General features: G+C 40.6%; 17 protein-coding genes. 7 read left to right on the top strand and 10 right to left on the bottom strand.

Translation table 11 applies throughout. From position 1 onward, the window contains the following. Positions 1 to 95: 95 nt before the first annotated feature. A complete protein-coding gene (locus BM386_RS15410) occupies positions 96 to 1316 on the top strand; it encodes an ATP-binding protein (protein ID WP_091695932.1) in 1221 nt (406 codons plus the stop codon). A 12-nt stretch (positions 1317 to 1328) separates the two neighbouring features. Here the strand turns inward: BM386_RS15410 and rnhA are convergent, their stop codons facing one another. The 6 genes from rnhA to aroQ all read right to left on the bottom strand — a co-directional run bounded on the left by rnhA (position 1329) and on the right by aroQ (position 4874). Then, a complete protein-coding gene (gene rnhA, locus BM386_RS15405) occupies positions 1329 to 1781 on the bottom strand; it encodes a ribonuclease HI (protein ID WP_091695930.1) in 453 nt (150 codons plus the stop codon). Between the two features lie 36 nt (positions 1782 to 1817). Further along, on the bottom strand, positions 1818 to 2408 hold the full coding sequence (locus BM386_RS15400; protein WP_091695928.1) for a MarC family protein: 591 nt from the start codon (positions 2406 to 2408) through the stop codon (positions 1818 to 1820). Between the two features lie 103 nt (positions 2409 to 2511). Continuing rightward, positions 2512 to 2934 (bottom strand): putative toxin-antitoxin system toxin component, PIN family, encoded by a 423-nt coding sequence (locus BM386_RS15395; protein WP_091695927.1) that lies wholly within the window; start codon positions 2932 to 2934, stop codon positions 2512 to 2514. Beyond that, positions 2903 to 3145, bottom strand: coding sequence for a type II toxin-antitoxin system VapB15 family antitoxin (vap15, locus tag BM386_RS15390; protein ID WP_091695925.1), 243 nt, complete (start codon positions 3143 to 3145; stop codon positions 2903 to 2905). Before vap15 ends, BM386_RS15395 begins: the two co-directional genes overlap by 32 nt. Before the next feature lie 248 nt (positions 3146 to 3393). Continuing rightward, entirely contained in the window at positions 3394 to 4449 is a 1056-nt protein-coding gene (locus BM386_RS15385) for an aminotransferase class V-fold PLP-dependent enzyme (protein WP_091695923.1), read from the bottom strand. 11 nt (positions 4450 to 4460) lie between these two features. Then, the gene (gene aroQ / locus BM386_RS15380; protein WP_091695921.1) at positions 4461 to 4874 is read right to left on the bottom strand and encodes a type II 3-dehydroquinate dehydratase; all 414 of its coding nucleotides are present in this window, start codon (positions 4872 to 4874) and stop codon (positions 4461 to 4463) included. Between the two features lie 106 nt (positions 4875 to 4980). On the opposite strand from aroQ, the gene BM386_RS15375 reads away from it, so the two are divergent. The 5 genes from BM386_RS15375 (at position 4981) to BM386_RS15355 (ending at position 7701) form a co-directional block, all read left to right on the top strand. After that, positions 4981 to 5166, top strand: a complete 186-nt coding sequence (locus BM386_RS15375) for a type II toxin-antitoxin system VapB family antitoxin (RefSeq protein ID WP_091695920.1) — start codon at positions 4981 to 4983, stop codon at positions 5164 to 5166. A gap of 40 nt (positions 5167 to 5206) precedes the next feature. Then, on the top strand, positions 5207 to 6112 hold the full coding sequence (gene xerD, locus BM386_RS15370) for a site-specific tyrosine recombinase XerD (protein WP_091695918.1): 906 nt from the start codon (positions 5207 to 5209) through the stop codon (positions 6110 to 6112). A 75-nt stretch (positions 6113 to 6187) separates the two neighbouring features. After that, positions 6188 to 6742 (top strand): hypothetical protein, encoded by a 555-nt coding sequence (locus BM386_RS15365; RefSeq protein ID WP_091695916.1) that lies wholly within the window; start codon positions 6188 to 6190, stop codon positions 6740 to 6742. Between the two features lie 24 nt (positions 6743 to 6766). Beyond that, positions 6767 to 7009, top strand: a complete 243-nt coding sequence (locus tag BM386_RS15360; protein ID WP_091695914.1) for a hypothetical protein — start codon at positions 6767 to 6769, stop codon at positions 7007 to 7009. 50 nt (positions 7010 to 7059) lie between these two features. Further along, positions 7060 to 7701: a hypothetical protein gene (locus BM386_RS15355; protein ID WP_091695912.1), complete on the top strand. Its 642-nt coding sequence runs from the start codon at positions 7060 to 7062 to the stop codon at positions 7699 to 7701. A 58-nt stretch (positions 7702 to 7759) separates the two neighbouring features. Here the strand turns inward: BM386_RS15355 and BM386_RS15350 are convergent, their stop codons facing one another. Then, positions 7760 to 9328 (bottom strand): phage tail sheath family protein, encoded by a 1569-nt coding sequence (locus tag BM386_RS15350; RefSeq protein WP_091695910.1) that lies wholly within the window; start codon positions 9326 to 9328, stop codon positions 7760 to 7762. Between the two features lie 295 nt (positions 9329 to 9623). Here BM386_RS15350 and BM386_RS15345 point away from each other — a divergent pair, with 295 nt between their 5' ends. Then, positions 9624 to 10895 carry a tetratricopeptide repeat protein gene (locus tag BM386_RS15345; protein WP_091695908.1) on the top strand — a complete coding sequence of 424 codons (1272 nt, stop codon included), beginning with the start codon at positions 9624 to 9626 and terminating at the stop codon, positions 10893 to 10895. A 65-nt stretch (positions 10896 to 10960) separates the two neighbouring features. On the opposite strand, the gene BM386_RS15340 is transcribed toward BM386_RS15345, so the two are convergent. The 3 genes from BM386_RS15340 to BM386_RS15330 form a co-directional block, all read right to left on the bottom strand. Then, a complete protein-coding gene (locus BM386_RS15340; protein WP_091695906.1) occupies positions 10961 to 11458 on the bottom strand; it encodes a hypothetical protein in 498 nt (165 codons plus the stop codon). A 164-nt stretch (positions 11459 to 11622) separates the two neighbouring features. After that, positions 11623 to 13968 (bottom strand): TonB-dependent receptor, encoded by a 2346-nt coding sequence (locus tag BM386_RS15335; RefSeq protein ID WP_091695904.1) that lies wholly within the window; start codon positions 13966 to 13968, stop codon positions 11623 to 11625. Between the two features lie 455 nt (positions 13969 to 14423). Further along, positions 14424 to 14765, bottom strand: a complete 342-nt coding sequence (locus tag BM386_RS15330) for a hypothetical protein (RefSeq protein ID WP_091695902.1) — start codon at positions 14763 to 14765, stop codon at positions 14424 to 14426. Between the last annotated feature and the right edge of the window lie 248 nt (positions 14766 to 15013).

The following is a 15013-nucleotide window of genomic DNA, read 5'->3' as shown; positions in this document are numbered from 1 at the left end:
TACGTTTGTAACGTAAACTATTATCTTTTATAAAAAGAAACTAATATACTTTTATAAAATAAACAGTATCTTTGATGGAGTAAACACCTCAAGATATGATACTTAAAGAGGAGATAGCAGCGGCTGTCGAAGGGCAAAAGAAAATATTCGATAAAGAACTTTCGCTTACCAAACGAGATGCAAAATCAAAAATAAAACCTTCTAGCACTCACATAGAAGTAATCACCGGCATACGCCGATGCGGAAAGAGTACGCTTATGCGACAGATCATATCGGAGACTCCTACTAGCTTTGCCTATTTGAATTTTGAAGATCCACGCATATTTGGATTTGAGATCAGTGATTTCCCAAAACTCGATGAGGTATTCGGCGAGGATGTTTCCACCTATTACTTTGATGAGATTCAAAATGTGCCAGGCTGGGAGATCTACATAAGACAGCTCCATGATCGTGGCGAGAAAGTGTATGTCACTGGCTCGAATGCATCATTACTGAGCCGGGAACTGGGCACTAGACTCACTGGCAGATACCTGGCTCACGAGATATTTCCATTTTCGTATCAGGAGTTTTTAGATTATTGCCAAAAATCAGAGGATAACGATAGCTTTTTAGAGTATCTCAACCTAGGAGGATTCCCAGAATACTTGCGTGATAAAAATCCAGAAGTATTGCAAAACCTCCTCAAAGACATCGTGTTTAGGGACATAGCCATACGTTATAGCATAAAGAACACCAAAACGCTGATGGACATCACGCTGTTTCTCTTGTCCAATGTTGGAAAAGAAACGAGTTTCAACAGCCTAAAAAAGACCTTTGAAGTGGGCTCTGCCACTACAGTTTCCGACTATTTATCCTGGCTGGAAGATGCTTATTTACTCTTCTTCCTGCCTAGGTTCAGCTGGTCAGCCAAAAGTATCTCCAAGAACCCCAAGAAAGTCTATTGCATAGACACTGGCTTTGCCAAAGCAAATTCGCTCAGTTTCAGCAAAGATCATGGTCGCTTATTGGAAAATCTCGTGTTTCTATTTCTACGAAAAACGAACCTACCGCTCTATTATTTCCGGGATAGAAAAGAATGTGATTTTGTGGTTTTTGAAGGAGAAAGCTGTAAATGGCTTATACAAGTCACAGAGAAAGTGCATGTGGACAATAAACAAAGAGAGCTTGATGGGCTATTGGAAGCAATGGATTTTTTCGAAAAAACAGAAGGATTTATCCTTACACTAATTCAAAGAGATTCACTTTCTTCTGATGGAAAAACGATCAATATCCTTCCTGTAAAGGATTTTCTTAGCGATTTTATCCAAAAGTTATGATCGCTAAAGAACTCACAAACTAGCCTCATACCCCGTATCTGCCTTCAGATCAAAACCCTCCGCCGCCTGGACCGCTAAGACATCGCAGCGCTCATTCTCAATGTTTCCGGCGTGACCTTTTACCCAGATGAACTTAGGCTTGTACTTCAGATGCAGCGGAATATAGCGTAACCAGAGATCTGGGTTTTTCTTGTCTTTGAAGCCTTTTTTCTGCCAGCCCCATATCCAGCCTTTCTCTACCGAATCAACTACGTATTTGCTATCCGAATAAATCTGAACCGTAAACTCTGTCGTATTGATCGCTTGCAGTGCGCGGATTACTGCCAGCAATTCCATGCGATTGTTGGTAGTAAGACGGAAGCCTTCGGAAAGTTCTTTTCGGTGTTTTCCGAATTTCAGAACGGCGCCGTAGCCGCCTGGACCGGGATTGCCTTTGGCAGCGCCATCAGTGTAAATGGTAATCATGAAACAAAGTAAATAAAAATCTAACCGAGAATTGGGTTAAATACCCGAATCCACTCCTATAGGAAAGGCATTAGTTTTGAAAATCTTGACAGCGATGGAAAGCAAAATAATCCCAAAAATCCTTCTCAGAACATCCAGACCAGTCTTTCCGATTTTTCGCTCCAGCCAACCCGTGCTTTTCAATACAATATAAACCAAGATCAGATTCAGAAGAATGCCGATTGCAATATTGATCTGAGCAAACTCAGCTTTCAGCGTCAAAATAGTGGTCAATGTACCTGCGCCTGCGATCAGTGGAAAAGCAATAGGTACGATGGAAGCTCCGGCTTTTGCTTCAGGATCAGATTTGAAAAGCTCGATTCCCAAGATCATTTCAGCACCAATCGCAAAAATGATCAGCGCTCCGGCAATCGCAAAATCCTCCACTCCTATTCCAAAAAGCCCTAAAATTGATTTGCCAGCCAATAGAAATAAAATCATCAAGGCCCCTGCTGCTAATGTGGCTTTTTCGGACTGGATATGCCCAACTTTCTGTCTCAGATTGACGATAATCGGGATAGAACCTAAGATATCAATCACAGAAAAAAGGATCAACGAAACTGACAATATTTCTTTAAAATCAAACATGCCGCGAAAGTAGGGAATTAACCTTTGAGGTCTATATGAGCACGAGAGTTTTTGGATTAATTCATGGTTAAGAAAAAAGTCACTAAACTACCGATCTGCTGATTTAATACCTTTCTAGGACACTTGCAAAAGTAGAAGGTGTTACTATTTGCGCAGTTTTAAAAGGGTTGAGCTCCAAAAGATCTTTGTCACCTGTCACCAAAAAATCAGCTTTTGCATAATCTATTAAGTCTAACAGAAAATTATCTTTTGGGTCTCTGCTTACAAAATGTGTCGGCGAAATCTCAACTTTTACCGCTATTGATTCTAAAAGGTCGATGAGGTCATTCACTGAATCTGGTGGGAAATATTTCTTGAGTTTCTCTCTTTGGGAGACTTTCTTTATTTCTAAAAGAAGCTGATCTGTAGTAACAATTTTGACTACACCATTTGAAATTAGATGCTTTAATTTTGAAAGTGACTTACCTATAAGAAAGCTAATCCAAACATTGGTGTCAAAAATGACTTTGATCTCCCTGTCCTTCATAGAGTTCTTGTCTTACATTTTCAATCTCTTTGCAAAGTAATTCATCATCCAGGTCATTGGCCTTAAATGATTTTAATAGTTTAGTAAGCTTCGAATCAATCAACTCTTTTTCTAACTCCCTAGATAAGAGCACCTTTTGCCTCCTTGGCAATTGCTTTACTATAGAAAGAATTTTTTCAAACGATAAATCAACCTGCAATTCTGTCTTCATTTTTTAATACATTTTACCAAATCAATTTACGATAATTTCCTTTAAAGAGTTAGATTTCTCCTCGTCGTCACTCCTTTTTCAAAATAACTAAAATAAAATTAGTTGACAGATATTAATAAAAACTCCTCGTTGTTATTTTTGAACCCTTCAACTTTGAGATATAAACAAAACTGGTCCATGTCTGAAGACTGAACCAGTTTAGTATTCAAAACCTGTGTACTCTGCGAAAAACTCCACGGACTCTGCGGCTAAAATTTCCCCAAAAACCCAATCAACTTATCCATTTCAGCATTGGTAACCGCAGGGAAATTGGCGATTCGGAAACTTGTTGGTTTATGAGGTCCATAGCCAGAACCCAATTGCATTCCTTCTTTTTCGGCATCCTTTTTCACCGAAGCGATTAACTCTTCCGGACCCGAAACAGCCAAAACCGTGGTGCTTCTCGTCTCTGCATTATCCACAAGCATTCGCAATGACTTGGATTGGGCCACAGCCGTTTCCAACTTGAGCATGCGCTCTCTAAGATTTGCATCAATGTGCTGGATTTCTTCCAAATCTTTCAAAACTCTGTTTAACAGGTAAATCCCCAACACATTCGGAGTGTAATGCGTCTGGTAACCGGCAGCATTTTCAAGCATAAAACTTAAGGAATTATACCTGCCTTTTTCACCTTTTGATTCGCACTTTTCAATCGCTTTGGGAGATAAAATCAGAATCCCCAGACCTGCAGGAAGTCCAAAGCATTTTTGCACAGAAGCGTACCAAATATCAGCCAAGCTAAAATCCAATTCTATCCCAGCCATGGAAGATGTCGTATCCACCGCGATCATTTTCTCAGGATATTTCTCCTTGATCTCCTCAATTATCGACATCGGCACTTGGGTCGCATTGGCAGTTTCATTTTGGGTAAGCGCGATCACATCAAAGTCCTCAGAGATCTCCAAGTTTGCCACGTCGATTGCCTGATTTGCTTCGATTTTCAGGCCGTCAGTGGCAGGATTGATATGCTTCGCAAAGCCGATCCACTTTTTCCCGAAGGAACCTGAGTAAATATGAAAACTAGCCTGCTGCACGATAGACTGGGTGATAATCTCCCAGTTTTCGGTGGCACTGGAGGTAAATAACAACTTGTAATCCTCCGGCATGTGCAGCTTTTCGCGCATCAATTGCTCAGTATCCTGATACAGGGACATGAACGCATTGCTGCGGTGATTAGCACTCAGAATACCTGCAGTGTAGGCATCTTGCAAATAAGTAGGAAGGGCATCGTAAACTTTAGATGGCCCGGGTGCAAAAGTGTGCATAGGGAAATAGGTTATTGAAAATAGAGAATTCCAAGTGCGTAGCCTTTCAGGCCAAGACCAGAGATCATTCCGACGCAAGATTTGGAAATAATGCTTTTGTGGCGGAATTCCTCTCGCTTATAAATATTCGAAATATGTACTTCAAGAGTAGGTGTAGTCACGCCAGCAATCGCATCTGAAATAGCCACAGAAGTATGGGTATAGCCGCCGGCATTGAGCAGAATCGCATCGTAGGAAAAGCCAACCTCGTGAATTTTATTGATCAGTTCGCCCTCCACATTACTTTGAAAATAATGCAGATCTACATCCTGAAAAGCTTTTTTCAAGCCCTCAAAATATTCTTCAAAAGAAGTACTTCCATAGACTTCCGGCTCTCTTTTACCCAATAGATTGAGGTTGGGGCCGTTAATGATCATTATCTTCAAAACAATATTCGGTTTGATGGTTTCTGAGTCAAAGTTAAAAGGATTTTCAGGTTTTGAAGTTGGAAAGTTCTAAAGTTGTAATTTTACTAATAAGCGTAAAAAGGATATGAAAGTAACTGTTGATGAAAAGCTATTGGCTGAAATCTTACAAAGAACTGATGCTAAAAATGTTCAGGAAGATGTGGAAGCCGCCCTGAAAGCTTACCTCCGAAAAATCAAGCTAAATGAATTGTCCAACCTCAGAGGCAAAATCACTTGGGAAGGAAATCTGGATGAAATGAGGGAGTATTAATTTTCCAATTTTTAAATCTTCCAATTTTCAAATCACATCAATGACTAAAGACTGGCAAAACCACATCAAACAATTCCGCCATTACCTAAAGCTAGAGCGATCCCTGAGTGGGAATTCCATAGAAGCATACACACGCGATGTAGAGAAGTTAGCAGCTTATTCGGAAGTGAATTTTCCTGAAAAAAGCCCCTTGAATCTGGAATTAGAGTATTTGAGAAGATTTGTCAATGACCTGGCCAAGCTTGAAATATCCGATTACACCCAGGCCAGGATCATTTCAGGAATCAAGGCCTTTTATAAATACCTGATGTATGAGGATAGAATTACTGAAGACCCCGCTCAACTTCTCGAAGCCCCAAAATTGGGAAGAAAACTACCAGATACCCTGAGCTATCAGGAAATCGTGCAACTTTTGGAAGCCATTCCTCTCGGAGAACCGGAAGGCCATCGCAACCGCGCCATGCTGGAAATGTTGTACAGCTCAGGATTACGGGTAAGTGAATTGATAGAACTGAAAACAGGACAGATTTTTGAAGATATAGGTTTTCTCAAAGTGGTTGGAAAAGGAAATAAAGAACGCCTCGTCCCTATTGGAAAGGATGCTTTGAAATACCTGAATATTTACATAAATGAAGTTCGGGTGCATCAAAATATCGCCAAAGGCCACGAAGAATTCGTTTTTCTTAACCGCCGGGGCAAGAAGCTTTCCCGTGTTATGATATTTTTGATTATCAAGAAAACTGCGGAGCAGGCTGGAATTGAGAAGAACATTTCCCCCCATACTTTCAGACATTCCTTTGCCACGCACCTGATCGAAGGAGGAGCGGATCTTCGTGCAGTTCAGGAAATGCTAGGTCATGAAAGCATCACCACCACGGAAATTTACACACATTTAGATCGTGATTACCTGAGGCAGGTGTTGACGGATTTTCATCCAAGGAAATAAAATGTTGGATGTTGGATGTTGGATGTTGGATGTTAAAAAAACAATAGTTTTGGGGGAATTATAAATCTAGTCTCAATGAAAAAGCTGTTCGCGCTAGTTGCATTTCTATTTTCTGCCTCATGGGCAAATGCCCAGGAAGCAGCTGTCACGACCAATAAAACTGAGCTTCAAACAGGCCTATTGGGAATTTGGCTAAATAAGGAGTATAGACTGTCAGATCAATTAGCTCTAAGAGCAGAGGTAGGGTTGGATGGCGGGCTCTGGTGGGGAACCTACTCTTCGGGACATGCATTTTTTCCGGTATTTACTGCAGAGCCTCGCTGGTATTATAACCTTGGAAAACGCAGTAAAAAAGGCAAAGCTACAAGAGGAAATTTCGGGAATTTCATTTCCATCAAGACCAGTTTCCACCCGGATTTATTTATAATTTCTAACTATTATGAAAGTATTATCCCGGACCTGTCTATTGTACCAACCTGGGGAATACGCCGTCCTATAGGAAGAAACTTCACATTCGAAACAGGCATAGGGATCGGATACCTACATAGTTTTTACAAATCCAAAGGCTATACTTCCGATACCGGTGAGTTAACTGCAAATATTCACCTGCGATTTGGTTATCGATTTTGATGATTTTTCAACTAAATTACCCACATGATCAATCTCCTATACAAACTTTTTCCAAACCTGAACAACCTCAGCAAGCGTCAGAAACTCATGTTTCGTATTTTGCTTATAAGCATAAGTATGGTGATTTTTGGAGCTTATTTTAAAATCATCGATCGCCCAAATGCTGATTTAATTTTAGGCTCAGCAATGATTCTACAGATCATTTCGATCATTGGGCTGCTAAGCAAATGGGCAAAATATCGCACCATAACTGAAGTGTCGGAATAGCCCCTGATTTCAGATCTCTTTATTCGAGCCACTATTTTACAAGCCGTATTTTGAAAAAAGGATTTCTACTGCTATTCACTCTAATAGCCTTTTCTGCCTGTACATCTACGGAGATTTATACCCGGTTAAAATGCCACATCTGCCTTTCTCAGTCAGATGGAGTTTTGCTTTTGCCTTTACCTTGGGACTCAGGTTTCAGCAAACTTTCTCCTGGTGAGCAAGCTTATCTCGAATCACAAGTATTGGAAATCCTTCGGGACAAAGGTTTTACAAAAGTTGAACTCTATGACCGTCTGGAACACGAGCTTTTTTCCGCAGGAATAACAGATCCAAATGATCCCGAACAGCGAGCTAAAGTGAATTCTGCTTTAGGATATCCTTACTTTTTGGGAATTGCACTGGGAGAAACCAGGAATTCTGATGAATGGAATTATAGAAGCGAGCAGCAGCTTTACGAAATGAGTCCACCAGCTCCAGACATGGAAATATCAGCCACAATTAGAGTAGCGTTGATAGAAACCGCATCAGGAAATATTGTTTCTGACAATGCTATTATCACAAAAATCAGTGATTGGGGAACTCCAGACGAAGACGGCGGAGTAAACTTTTGGAACTTTGGATCTGTAAGCCAGGCAATCAGAAAAGCTACCAGCAAAGGAGTTGCGAATATGGTTAAAGAATGTGGATGTTAAGGTTTAAAAAGCATAGAGCTTTAACCTCGTAATAATCTAGAAAACCCTCGCTAACTAGTTAACTCAAAGTTGCCATTTGCTGCGAAAACGAAATCACAATAAACTCTGCCGGACGAGTCACTGCTACTTTAATAGTGATGATCATTATTCCATTGAGAATATCTTGAGTAGTCATTGTCCTTCCAAGGCCACACTCAACTGAAAAAGCATCCTCAGGACTTGCACCTGCCAAACCTCCTTGCTTCCAAATACTAGTTAAGAAATTGCTAATCATAGATTTCACTGACTGCCAAGTATTTGCATCATTTTTTTCAAACACGTAAGCTTTTGCAGCTAATTGACAGGACTGCTCTAACATTATTAGAGTTCTTCTAACGGAGATATACCTATAATCCTGACTGTTTCCATCCAGCGTTCTCGCACCCCAAACCAATATTCCTTGCCCGACAAAAGAGCGTAAGACGTTCACAGATTTACCCGTAACTGAATCTACATTGAGTGGCCCTTGCTGGGTATCATTTACGTAAAAAGATAAGCCAGTCACTCCAGCTATGCTAACATTTGCAGGAGCTTTCCAGACTCCAGTAGAATTATCGACTATAGTCATTACTCCGGCCATCGCTCCGCTTGGTGGTAGTAGGTTTGCCTGCTCCCGAACTTTAGCTAACAGCGCCGAATAAAGCTTACTGTAATTCAATAAGGCTCTATTGAGTTGCCTTATTGACATAGACTCCTCTTGATCATCTACGATCATATCAAAAATCTTTTTTAAAGTGGGATCAGCATCCTTTGGATTGATCAATTCAGCCAGCTTTGACACATCGCCCCCAAACAAATTTGAGTAATCTAGATCCTCCTGATTAAGACAGGTGGTATTTACAAAAGGGAAATAAGCTGCACCGTAACTCAAGCCAATGTTTCCAGTGCCATTTCTAAAATTTGCAATTTCCTTTTCAAAATTCTGTTGACTAGCGTCTCTACCAGCTGGAACATCCAGAATGGAAATTGCCGTTTTAAGCTCCTCACACTGCCGAAGCATTTCCTGAGTAAGGGTCGCATGATTGCCAGGTGTCATAAGAGTGGCTTCTGGAAATACATACATCGTAGGCTCAGCTTCTTTTTTGAGCAAAGAGAGTCCATTCAGTAATTCCTTAAGCGAGACATTTGGATTGACCAGCGGATCGCCCGGCCTAAGTGGCCTTCCCGAAGGCTTTCCATATCCTCCAACTGAAACGATATAAGCATCTCCTCCTCCATTTTGATAAAACATGTAAACACTCAAATAGAGGTAGTAGATAGTACTGGGATCAGGAGTGATAGAATAATCAGTCTGATCTAAGGAGAGGGTTCCAACAGCATTTGGAACAATCTTCGACTCCTCAACATAAAACACTGGGCTGTATTGTTGTTGCTTAATCCCTTCCTTCTCTGGGAAGCAAAAAAAGGTCAAAAATTCATTCCAGGAGGTGATTTTGACAGGAGTGTTCAGATACGATTTACCTTGATATTCCGCTTGCGGAGTGTAGCCAACAAATGCCGGTACCGCTGTGGCAACTTCAACAACCGAATTCGGAAAAGCATTTTGCTCATTGATGTAAACACCCGGGGTTTTATACTTTGCTGCCATGATTAGAATTTGTTGAAATTGGATATTGAAAAACTTGAAAAAATCGCATGTAATTTGGTTCTAACTAAAACTCAGGACTCTAAAGAAAATAAGCTGATAGCTATGAACAGCTTGCCAATTCTAAAATAGGGCTTATTTGTCAATAAATCAGGAAAGTGATAAAAGCCCAAATGAACAATCCCTTCCTTATCAACTCATTTGAAAATTTTGTTAACACTTGTAAAAATCTGTAAATCAGCTTTCCATAAATTCTATTTTTTAGTTAACTTTTAGTTCGAACAAATCAACACATCCCATGAAGAAACTATTTTTACTCGGATTCCTACCCGCATTTTTCTTTGCTACGCATGTAAATGCCCAATCAAAAACGGAAATTATATCTGTGGATGGAAAACAAATGCGGGCTAAAACTTCAGGTTTAGCGGAGAGGAAAGCTTATCAACCCATCGTGATTCTGGAAGCCGGGACTGGGCAAAGTTTGGAGTCTTGGAATGCTGCATTTGATCAAATCGCTGAGTTTTCTCCTGTACTTTCCTATGATAGAGTAGGTCTTGGAAAGTCTTCCAATTCGGATCAAAAACCAAGTATAGAGTCTCAAGTAAAGGCATTGGAAGGACTTCTAAAAGAAATGAAAATCCACCCGCCTTACATTTTAGCAGGAAACAACTGGGGGAATCTACTCATCCGGCAGTTTGCAGAAAATCATCCAACCGAGGTAGAAGGAATGATCTACATTGATCCTGTAATAGACACAGAAAATGCGACTCAGCTAAGTAAATACCTAAGCGAGAAGGGTTTGGATGGAGAAAAAATAGGGGCAGAATACATGGGTTTCCTAGCCAAAACAATGACCAATAGTTCTGTTGGCAACAACTTAGAATCACAACTATTTTTCGGTATTCTACAGGAAGATGAGCTTATCTGGTCGTCTCAATCAGTTCCAGAAATGCCTTCATTAGTTATTTTAGGGAGAGGGACTTATGTATTTCCGATGATGAATGAGTTGTCTATGAATTCGCAGGAATTCCACAAATTGTTAGTGGCAAGCAAGCTGGATTTCTTTGATGAATATGCACTAATTCGCCCGGAATATTCCGTGCTTCTTTCATCAGGAACCATGAACAGGCTACCTGCAGCAGAGCCGACTCAGATTGCACAGTCGGTTCGCCAAGTACTCTATGCCGACCCAAATAAGAAAATCATCAGTGCTGCACAAAGACTGTCCCCTGAGGAATTTGAAACGTTTATTTCTGATATAGGAACCTATATTCCCGCATCCTTATTAACCGAGGAAGATTTTAACATGCTTGGGTATAGCCTAATGCGCTTTGATAAGTACAAGCATGCCTTGGCCTTATTCCAATACAACCTTGAAAACCACCCGGATTCTCCAAATGTCTATGACTCTATGGGAGAAGGACTTATGGCACTTGGTAGAGTGGAAGAAGCTGTTCCATTGTTCAAAAAAGCTGTAGAGATGGGTGCAAAACCACAACACCGTGATTTTGAACTCTTCAAAAAAAATCTACTACACGGAGAGGAAATGCTGGCAGGTATGGACAAATAGAAACTGGACTTGAAAGGGATGAAAAAGATCGGAACCAGAGCCATGATAATGGCTAGGCCAGCAAATCAACTAGCTACAAAAACCAAAGCCATCTCATAATTGCCTTTCTCACCGCTGGCGAAAATCATCTCTTTATCAGACAGTTCTACCAATTGCAAACTGAAAAATTTGTTTTTGATAACTCCATTGACTGATGAAGCCTTAGCGATAGAAATAAAAACAAACCCATCTTCCTCATAAAATTCATAGGAAGCCGTGGTTATTTCATCTTCCGCTGCCACATTATCACAGCCCACTTCACCTGGAGTCACATTTATCTGCTTCGAATCTTTTTGAAACACGAAAAAATCATCAACAAAACAGGCATTTCTATCACTTAACCGCTTCTGGTTATAGTTATCATAAAAAGCCTGCAATTCCCATTGCTTGAAATCATCTCCATAAAGTTTGACTAAATCATCAGCCGTATATTTTTCCTGAAATAAAGGCTCCTCATCGGTAGTACAGGCAAAAAGAGTAAGAAGTATGAAACTTGCGAAAAATATAGATTTGAGAATCCTCATCGTAAAATAGATTAATAGTAGTTGACGGAAAAACCTCTTAGCAAATCCCAAACCAATCTTAGAACCATTCAACTATAAACTCCTATTTTTTTAAACTAAAAGTACAACCACCTGAATCAGTGAAACAAAAAAACGAAGCATTTTCACACTTCGTTTTCCTTCCCTCAAAACTCCACCCGGTAACTCAAAATAGGAATTAGCGGAGCCTGATACGAAGTTTCGATTTTATTTGTCATCGGCTCAAAATATGCACCATACACATTTTGACGGTTAGTTGCATTTTGTATATCCAGCGCCCAAGTTCTGGTGGACTTGGGTTTGTTTTTCGTCATACTTAAGCGAAGATCGGTTCGGAAGTAATTGGGGTTTTTCTCCGAATAAATCTGATCTTCAAGATAGACGCCTTCCCCTTTTTCAATAGAGGCTTCCAAATCTATCGGTGTATCCCGCAATCCTCCTCTATAAATCACCCGGAGATTTACTCCAAACACTCGATTTCTCTTCAGTTCATACTCCTTCCCAGCGGTCAGAGTCAGGTTAAAATTGCCGTTGTAAGCGGTGTTTCTCCAGACGTTTTCGTTCGTTTTGTAAAGTGAATTATACAGAGAACCGGAGAGCAGGAAATAAAGCCCCTTGTTGGTAAACTGCTCCAAAGTCAGTTCCACTCCATAATTTTTCCCAAACCCTTCATTCACCAATGGATCCGTGGTGAAAGTCCATTGTTGGTTAATGATAGAATACGTCTCATCTGTGCCGCTTTTGATAGGAATATTAAATAAATGCTGGTAATACGTTTCCACTTTCATCCGTAAATAGGGTGTCAGCGAGCGATCATAGCCCAACACAAAATGATGCGATTTACTCAAACCAAGCTCTTCATTTGGAAGAGTGATCTGTCCATTTACAGTTTGCTCCGCAAAGTAGGTCCCGAGCGGCTGCACTTGGGAATGCAAGCCATACCCGAAACTAACCCGCTGCTTTTCGTCCAACGCATACGAAGCACTAATTCTTGGCTCAATTGAGTTGGAGTTATTCATCAAAAGTTGTAGATAGTGCAACCCCAGATTGAAAGTCAACCGCTCATTTGCACGGTAATTCAATTGGGAAAAGGCCTGGATGCTCTGTGTATTTCCTTTAGAATTGATGTTAGTTGCTAGATTTTGTGACTCCTCATCAAAGTCATCTTCACGGAGATTGTAGTAAAGCTGATTTATATAAAACCCGCTTCTTAAACTTGCTTTAGCAGAAAACTTGGTATTCAAAACGGAGCTTAGCGTGACTTTCGAATTGCTGTAGTTTTCATAGAAGCGATCTTGTTCCCGAAGCTCATCATTTAATCGAAACTCCGTTGTACCCAAAGAATGCCCAGAGGCCAGCACCGTAGTCTGCAGGAAATTTGCTTCGTTCAAACTATAGGAATGCTTGACTCCAACTGCCCCAGTATTGGAGAAAAAAGTCCCGCCATAACGATCTCCTTCAGATTCCCATTCCAGCGAATCCGTCAGTGCATTTCCATCCTGATCACTTAATCCTCCAAATCCAAAGACTGTAATCGTACTTTTCGGACCCGTTGGAAGAAAAACATTGAAAGACAAATCCTGGAAATTGGTCACAAAATCGCCCAGAGGAAGTCCGATTTTCGAAAGCAGAGAAAGTGTAGAATACCGATAGTTTATCAGATAAGAACCCTTGTAGCCTTTGGCAATTGGTCCTTCTGCTGCCACATCCAGACCCAAAAATCCCGCTTGAAGCGTAAATTCCTGATTTTCATTGTTCCCTTTTCGCAGGTTCAAATCAAATACTCCCGAAAGTGCATTGCCATATTCCGCAGGAAAAGCGCCCGTTATGAAATCAGAATTTGCCAACAATTGGGAACTGAGAATGGAAACTCCTCCACCTGAAGTACCAGGATTCACAAAATGGTTGGGATTGGGGATGTCTATTCCTTCCATACGCCAAAGCAAACCGTTTGGACTATTTCCCCGAATGGAAATGTTGTTGTTGCCATCATCAGTTCCTGTCACACCAGAAAAGGAAATCGCCATTCGGCCAGGATCATTCACTGCAGCGGCAAACTTCCTGGTTTCCTCCACAGAGAACGTCCGTCCACTCACCTGCACCATTTCATTGATCGTCCGATCCTTATCGCTAGCCGTCACGACGAATTCATCGATTTGCGTTAGATCTTCTTCCAAAGGGACAGTGAGAACCACTTCTTTACCAGAGTTAAGTTTGATAGTGGGAAGGATCATTTCCTCAAACCCAACGAAGCTCACTTTGAGCGCATAGATACCTACAGGCAAATTTTGGATTTTGAAATCTCCTGCCTCATCGGTTGTAGTACCGATGAGAGGATGTGAATCCAAAATCATCACCGTTGCTCCAGGCATTGGTGCTTTTGTGATTTGATCGATCACCGTACCTCGGATTGTCTGTGTGAGTTGCTGTGCTTGAAGGGGATTGATTGCCATGAAAAACAGTACCCCAAGAATCTTAGTAAAGGAATTCATACTAATTGCTTTAGTTTGATTCTATGACAGGAGATTTGGGATTTACCCTTAGTGAGGTCAGGTATTTCTCGAAATGGATCTGTTTCTCTCGCGGCGGCGCAGCGACGCGGCATTCTTTTTTTATCTCCCGCCAAGACTCTAAGGCGCAATTGTTAATTTGATTTCATTTACAGTCCCTCATTACAAAAAGCGTGGTACTACTGTCTATACGGGTCAATCGGGAAGCGAAAAAGCAAACTGTAGTTGTTGAATAGAAAAATTTGATCTGGTAATTTCTAAGGGAATTGTCCTGTAATGACAACCTGTAGATAGCCACGGATGAAGCTTTCGAAATCCTGACTTACAAGGATTTACACATCTGGATTTTTGACACTTATGGGGATATAAACTTAAACTAGGATAAAAAAAAACGAAGCCCTGTTGGACTTCGGTTTATCTTTTAGAGTTCTCTTAATTTACTTTTTGGCGTCCTTTTTCAATTCGAAAGGCATTTCATTTCCCTCCATTGTAAAGGTGAGTTTCATGGTATCTCCATCAACTTTGCCTTTAATAGGTAAATCACCGCCCATTACATCAATTGTGAAAGAAATTTCATCGCCCTTGATCACTCCATTCGCAATCTTTATAGTGGAGCCATCTGGGCCAACAGTAGTGCCTCCAACTGTCTCTCCATCTTGGGTAAAGTTATAGACCACTTCAAATTGATCCATAATAGTACCAGTCCAGCGTCCGGTAACGTCCGTAGCAGCAGTTACGAAAGAGACCATAAAAAGTGCAATCAGCATTAGTGTTTTCATCAGTTCTTTAGGTTTTAGGTTGTAAGTAATTGTTAAATGATAATAACAAGTTAGGTTAATTAAATAAATACACAATTTTTATAACACATATTCTCAATAACCAATAGATAATATTGAAAAAACGGCCAGTCACTTAATTAAAGGGTGAGAAAATATGAGCATAATTATCAAGCATTAAAAGCATCTTACTGAATGACACTAATTTCCATTTTATAAATCTCTACTTTTGCGCCCTTGTATTGAACAAC

The sequence above is a fragment of the Algoriphagus locisalis genome (genome assembly GCF_900116615.1).
In the GTDB taxonomy this organism is placed as follows: Bacteria; Bacteroidota; Bacteroidia; order Cytophagales; family Cyclobacteriaceae; genus Algoriphagus; species Algoriphagus locisalis.
The sequence above is the reverse complement of the archived record's forward strand: the minus strand, read 5'-3'. Positions and strand labels throughout refer to the sequence as shown.

Bases quoted from the DNA above. Each gene is read 5' to 3' on its own strand.
- BM386_RS15350 (WP_091695910.1), bottom strand. From the start codon at position 9,328: ATGGCAGCAAAGTATAAAACCCCGGGTGTTTACATCAATGAGCAAAAT.
- BM386_RS15395 (WP_091695927.1), bottom strand. From the start codon at position 2,934: ATGAAGGACAGGGAGATCAAAGTCATTTTTGACACCAATGTTTGGATT.
- BM386_RS15340 (WP_091695906.1), bottom strand. From the start codon at position 11,458: ATGAGGATTCTCAAATCTATATTTTTCGCAAGTTTCATACTTCTTACT.
- vap15 (WP_091695925.1), bottom strand. From the start codon at position 3,145: ATGAAGACAGAATTGCAGGTTGATTTATCGTTTGAAAAAATTCTTTCT.
- BM386_RS15365 (WP_091695916.1), top strand. From the start codon at position 6,188: ATGAAAAAGCTGTTCGCGCTAGTTGCATTTCTATTTTCTGCCTCATGG.
- BM386_RS15330 (WP_091695902.1), bottom strand. From the start codon at position 14,765: ATGAAAACACTAATGCTGATTGCACTTTTTATGGTCTCTTTCGTAACT.
- rnhA (WP_091695930.1), bottom strand. From the start codon at position 1,781: ATGATTACCATTTACACTGATGGCGCTGCCAAAGGCAATCCCGGTCCA.
- BM386_RS15375 (WP_091695920.1), top strand. From the start codon at position 4,981: ATGAAAGTAACTGTTGATGAAAAGCTATTGGCTGAAATCTTACAAAGA.
- BM386_RS15400 (WP_091695928.1), bottom strand. From the start codon at position 2,408: ATGTTTGATTTTAAAGAAATATTGTCAGTTTCGTTGATCCTTTTTTCT.
- BM386_RS15385 (WP_091695923.1), bottom strand. From the start codon at position 4,449: ATGCACACTTTTGCACCCGGGCCATCTAAAGTTTACGATGCCCTTCCT.
- BM386_RS15345 (WP_091695908.1), top strand. From the start codon at position 9,624: ATGAAGAAACTATTTTTACTCGGATTCCTACCCGCATTTTTCTTTGCT.
- xerD (WP_091695918.1), top strand. From the start codon at position 5,207: ATGACTAAAGACTGGCAAAACCACATCAAACAATTCCGCCATTACCTA.
- BM386_RS15360 (WP_091695914.1), top strand. From the start codon at position 6,767: ATGATCAATCTCCTATACAAACTTTTTCCAAACCTGAACAACCTCAGC.
- BM386_RS15410 (WP_091695932.1), top strand. From the start codon at position 96: ATGATACTTAAAGAGGAGATAGCAGCGGCTGTCGAAGGGCAAAAGAAA.
- BM386_RS15335 (WP_091695904.1), bottom strand. From the start codon at position 13,968: ATGAATTCCTTTACTAAGATTCTTGGGGTACTGTTTTTCATGGCAATC.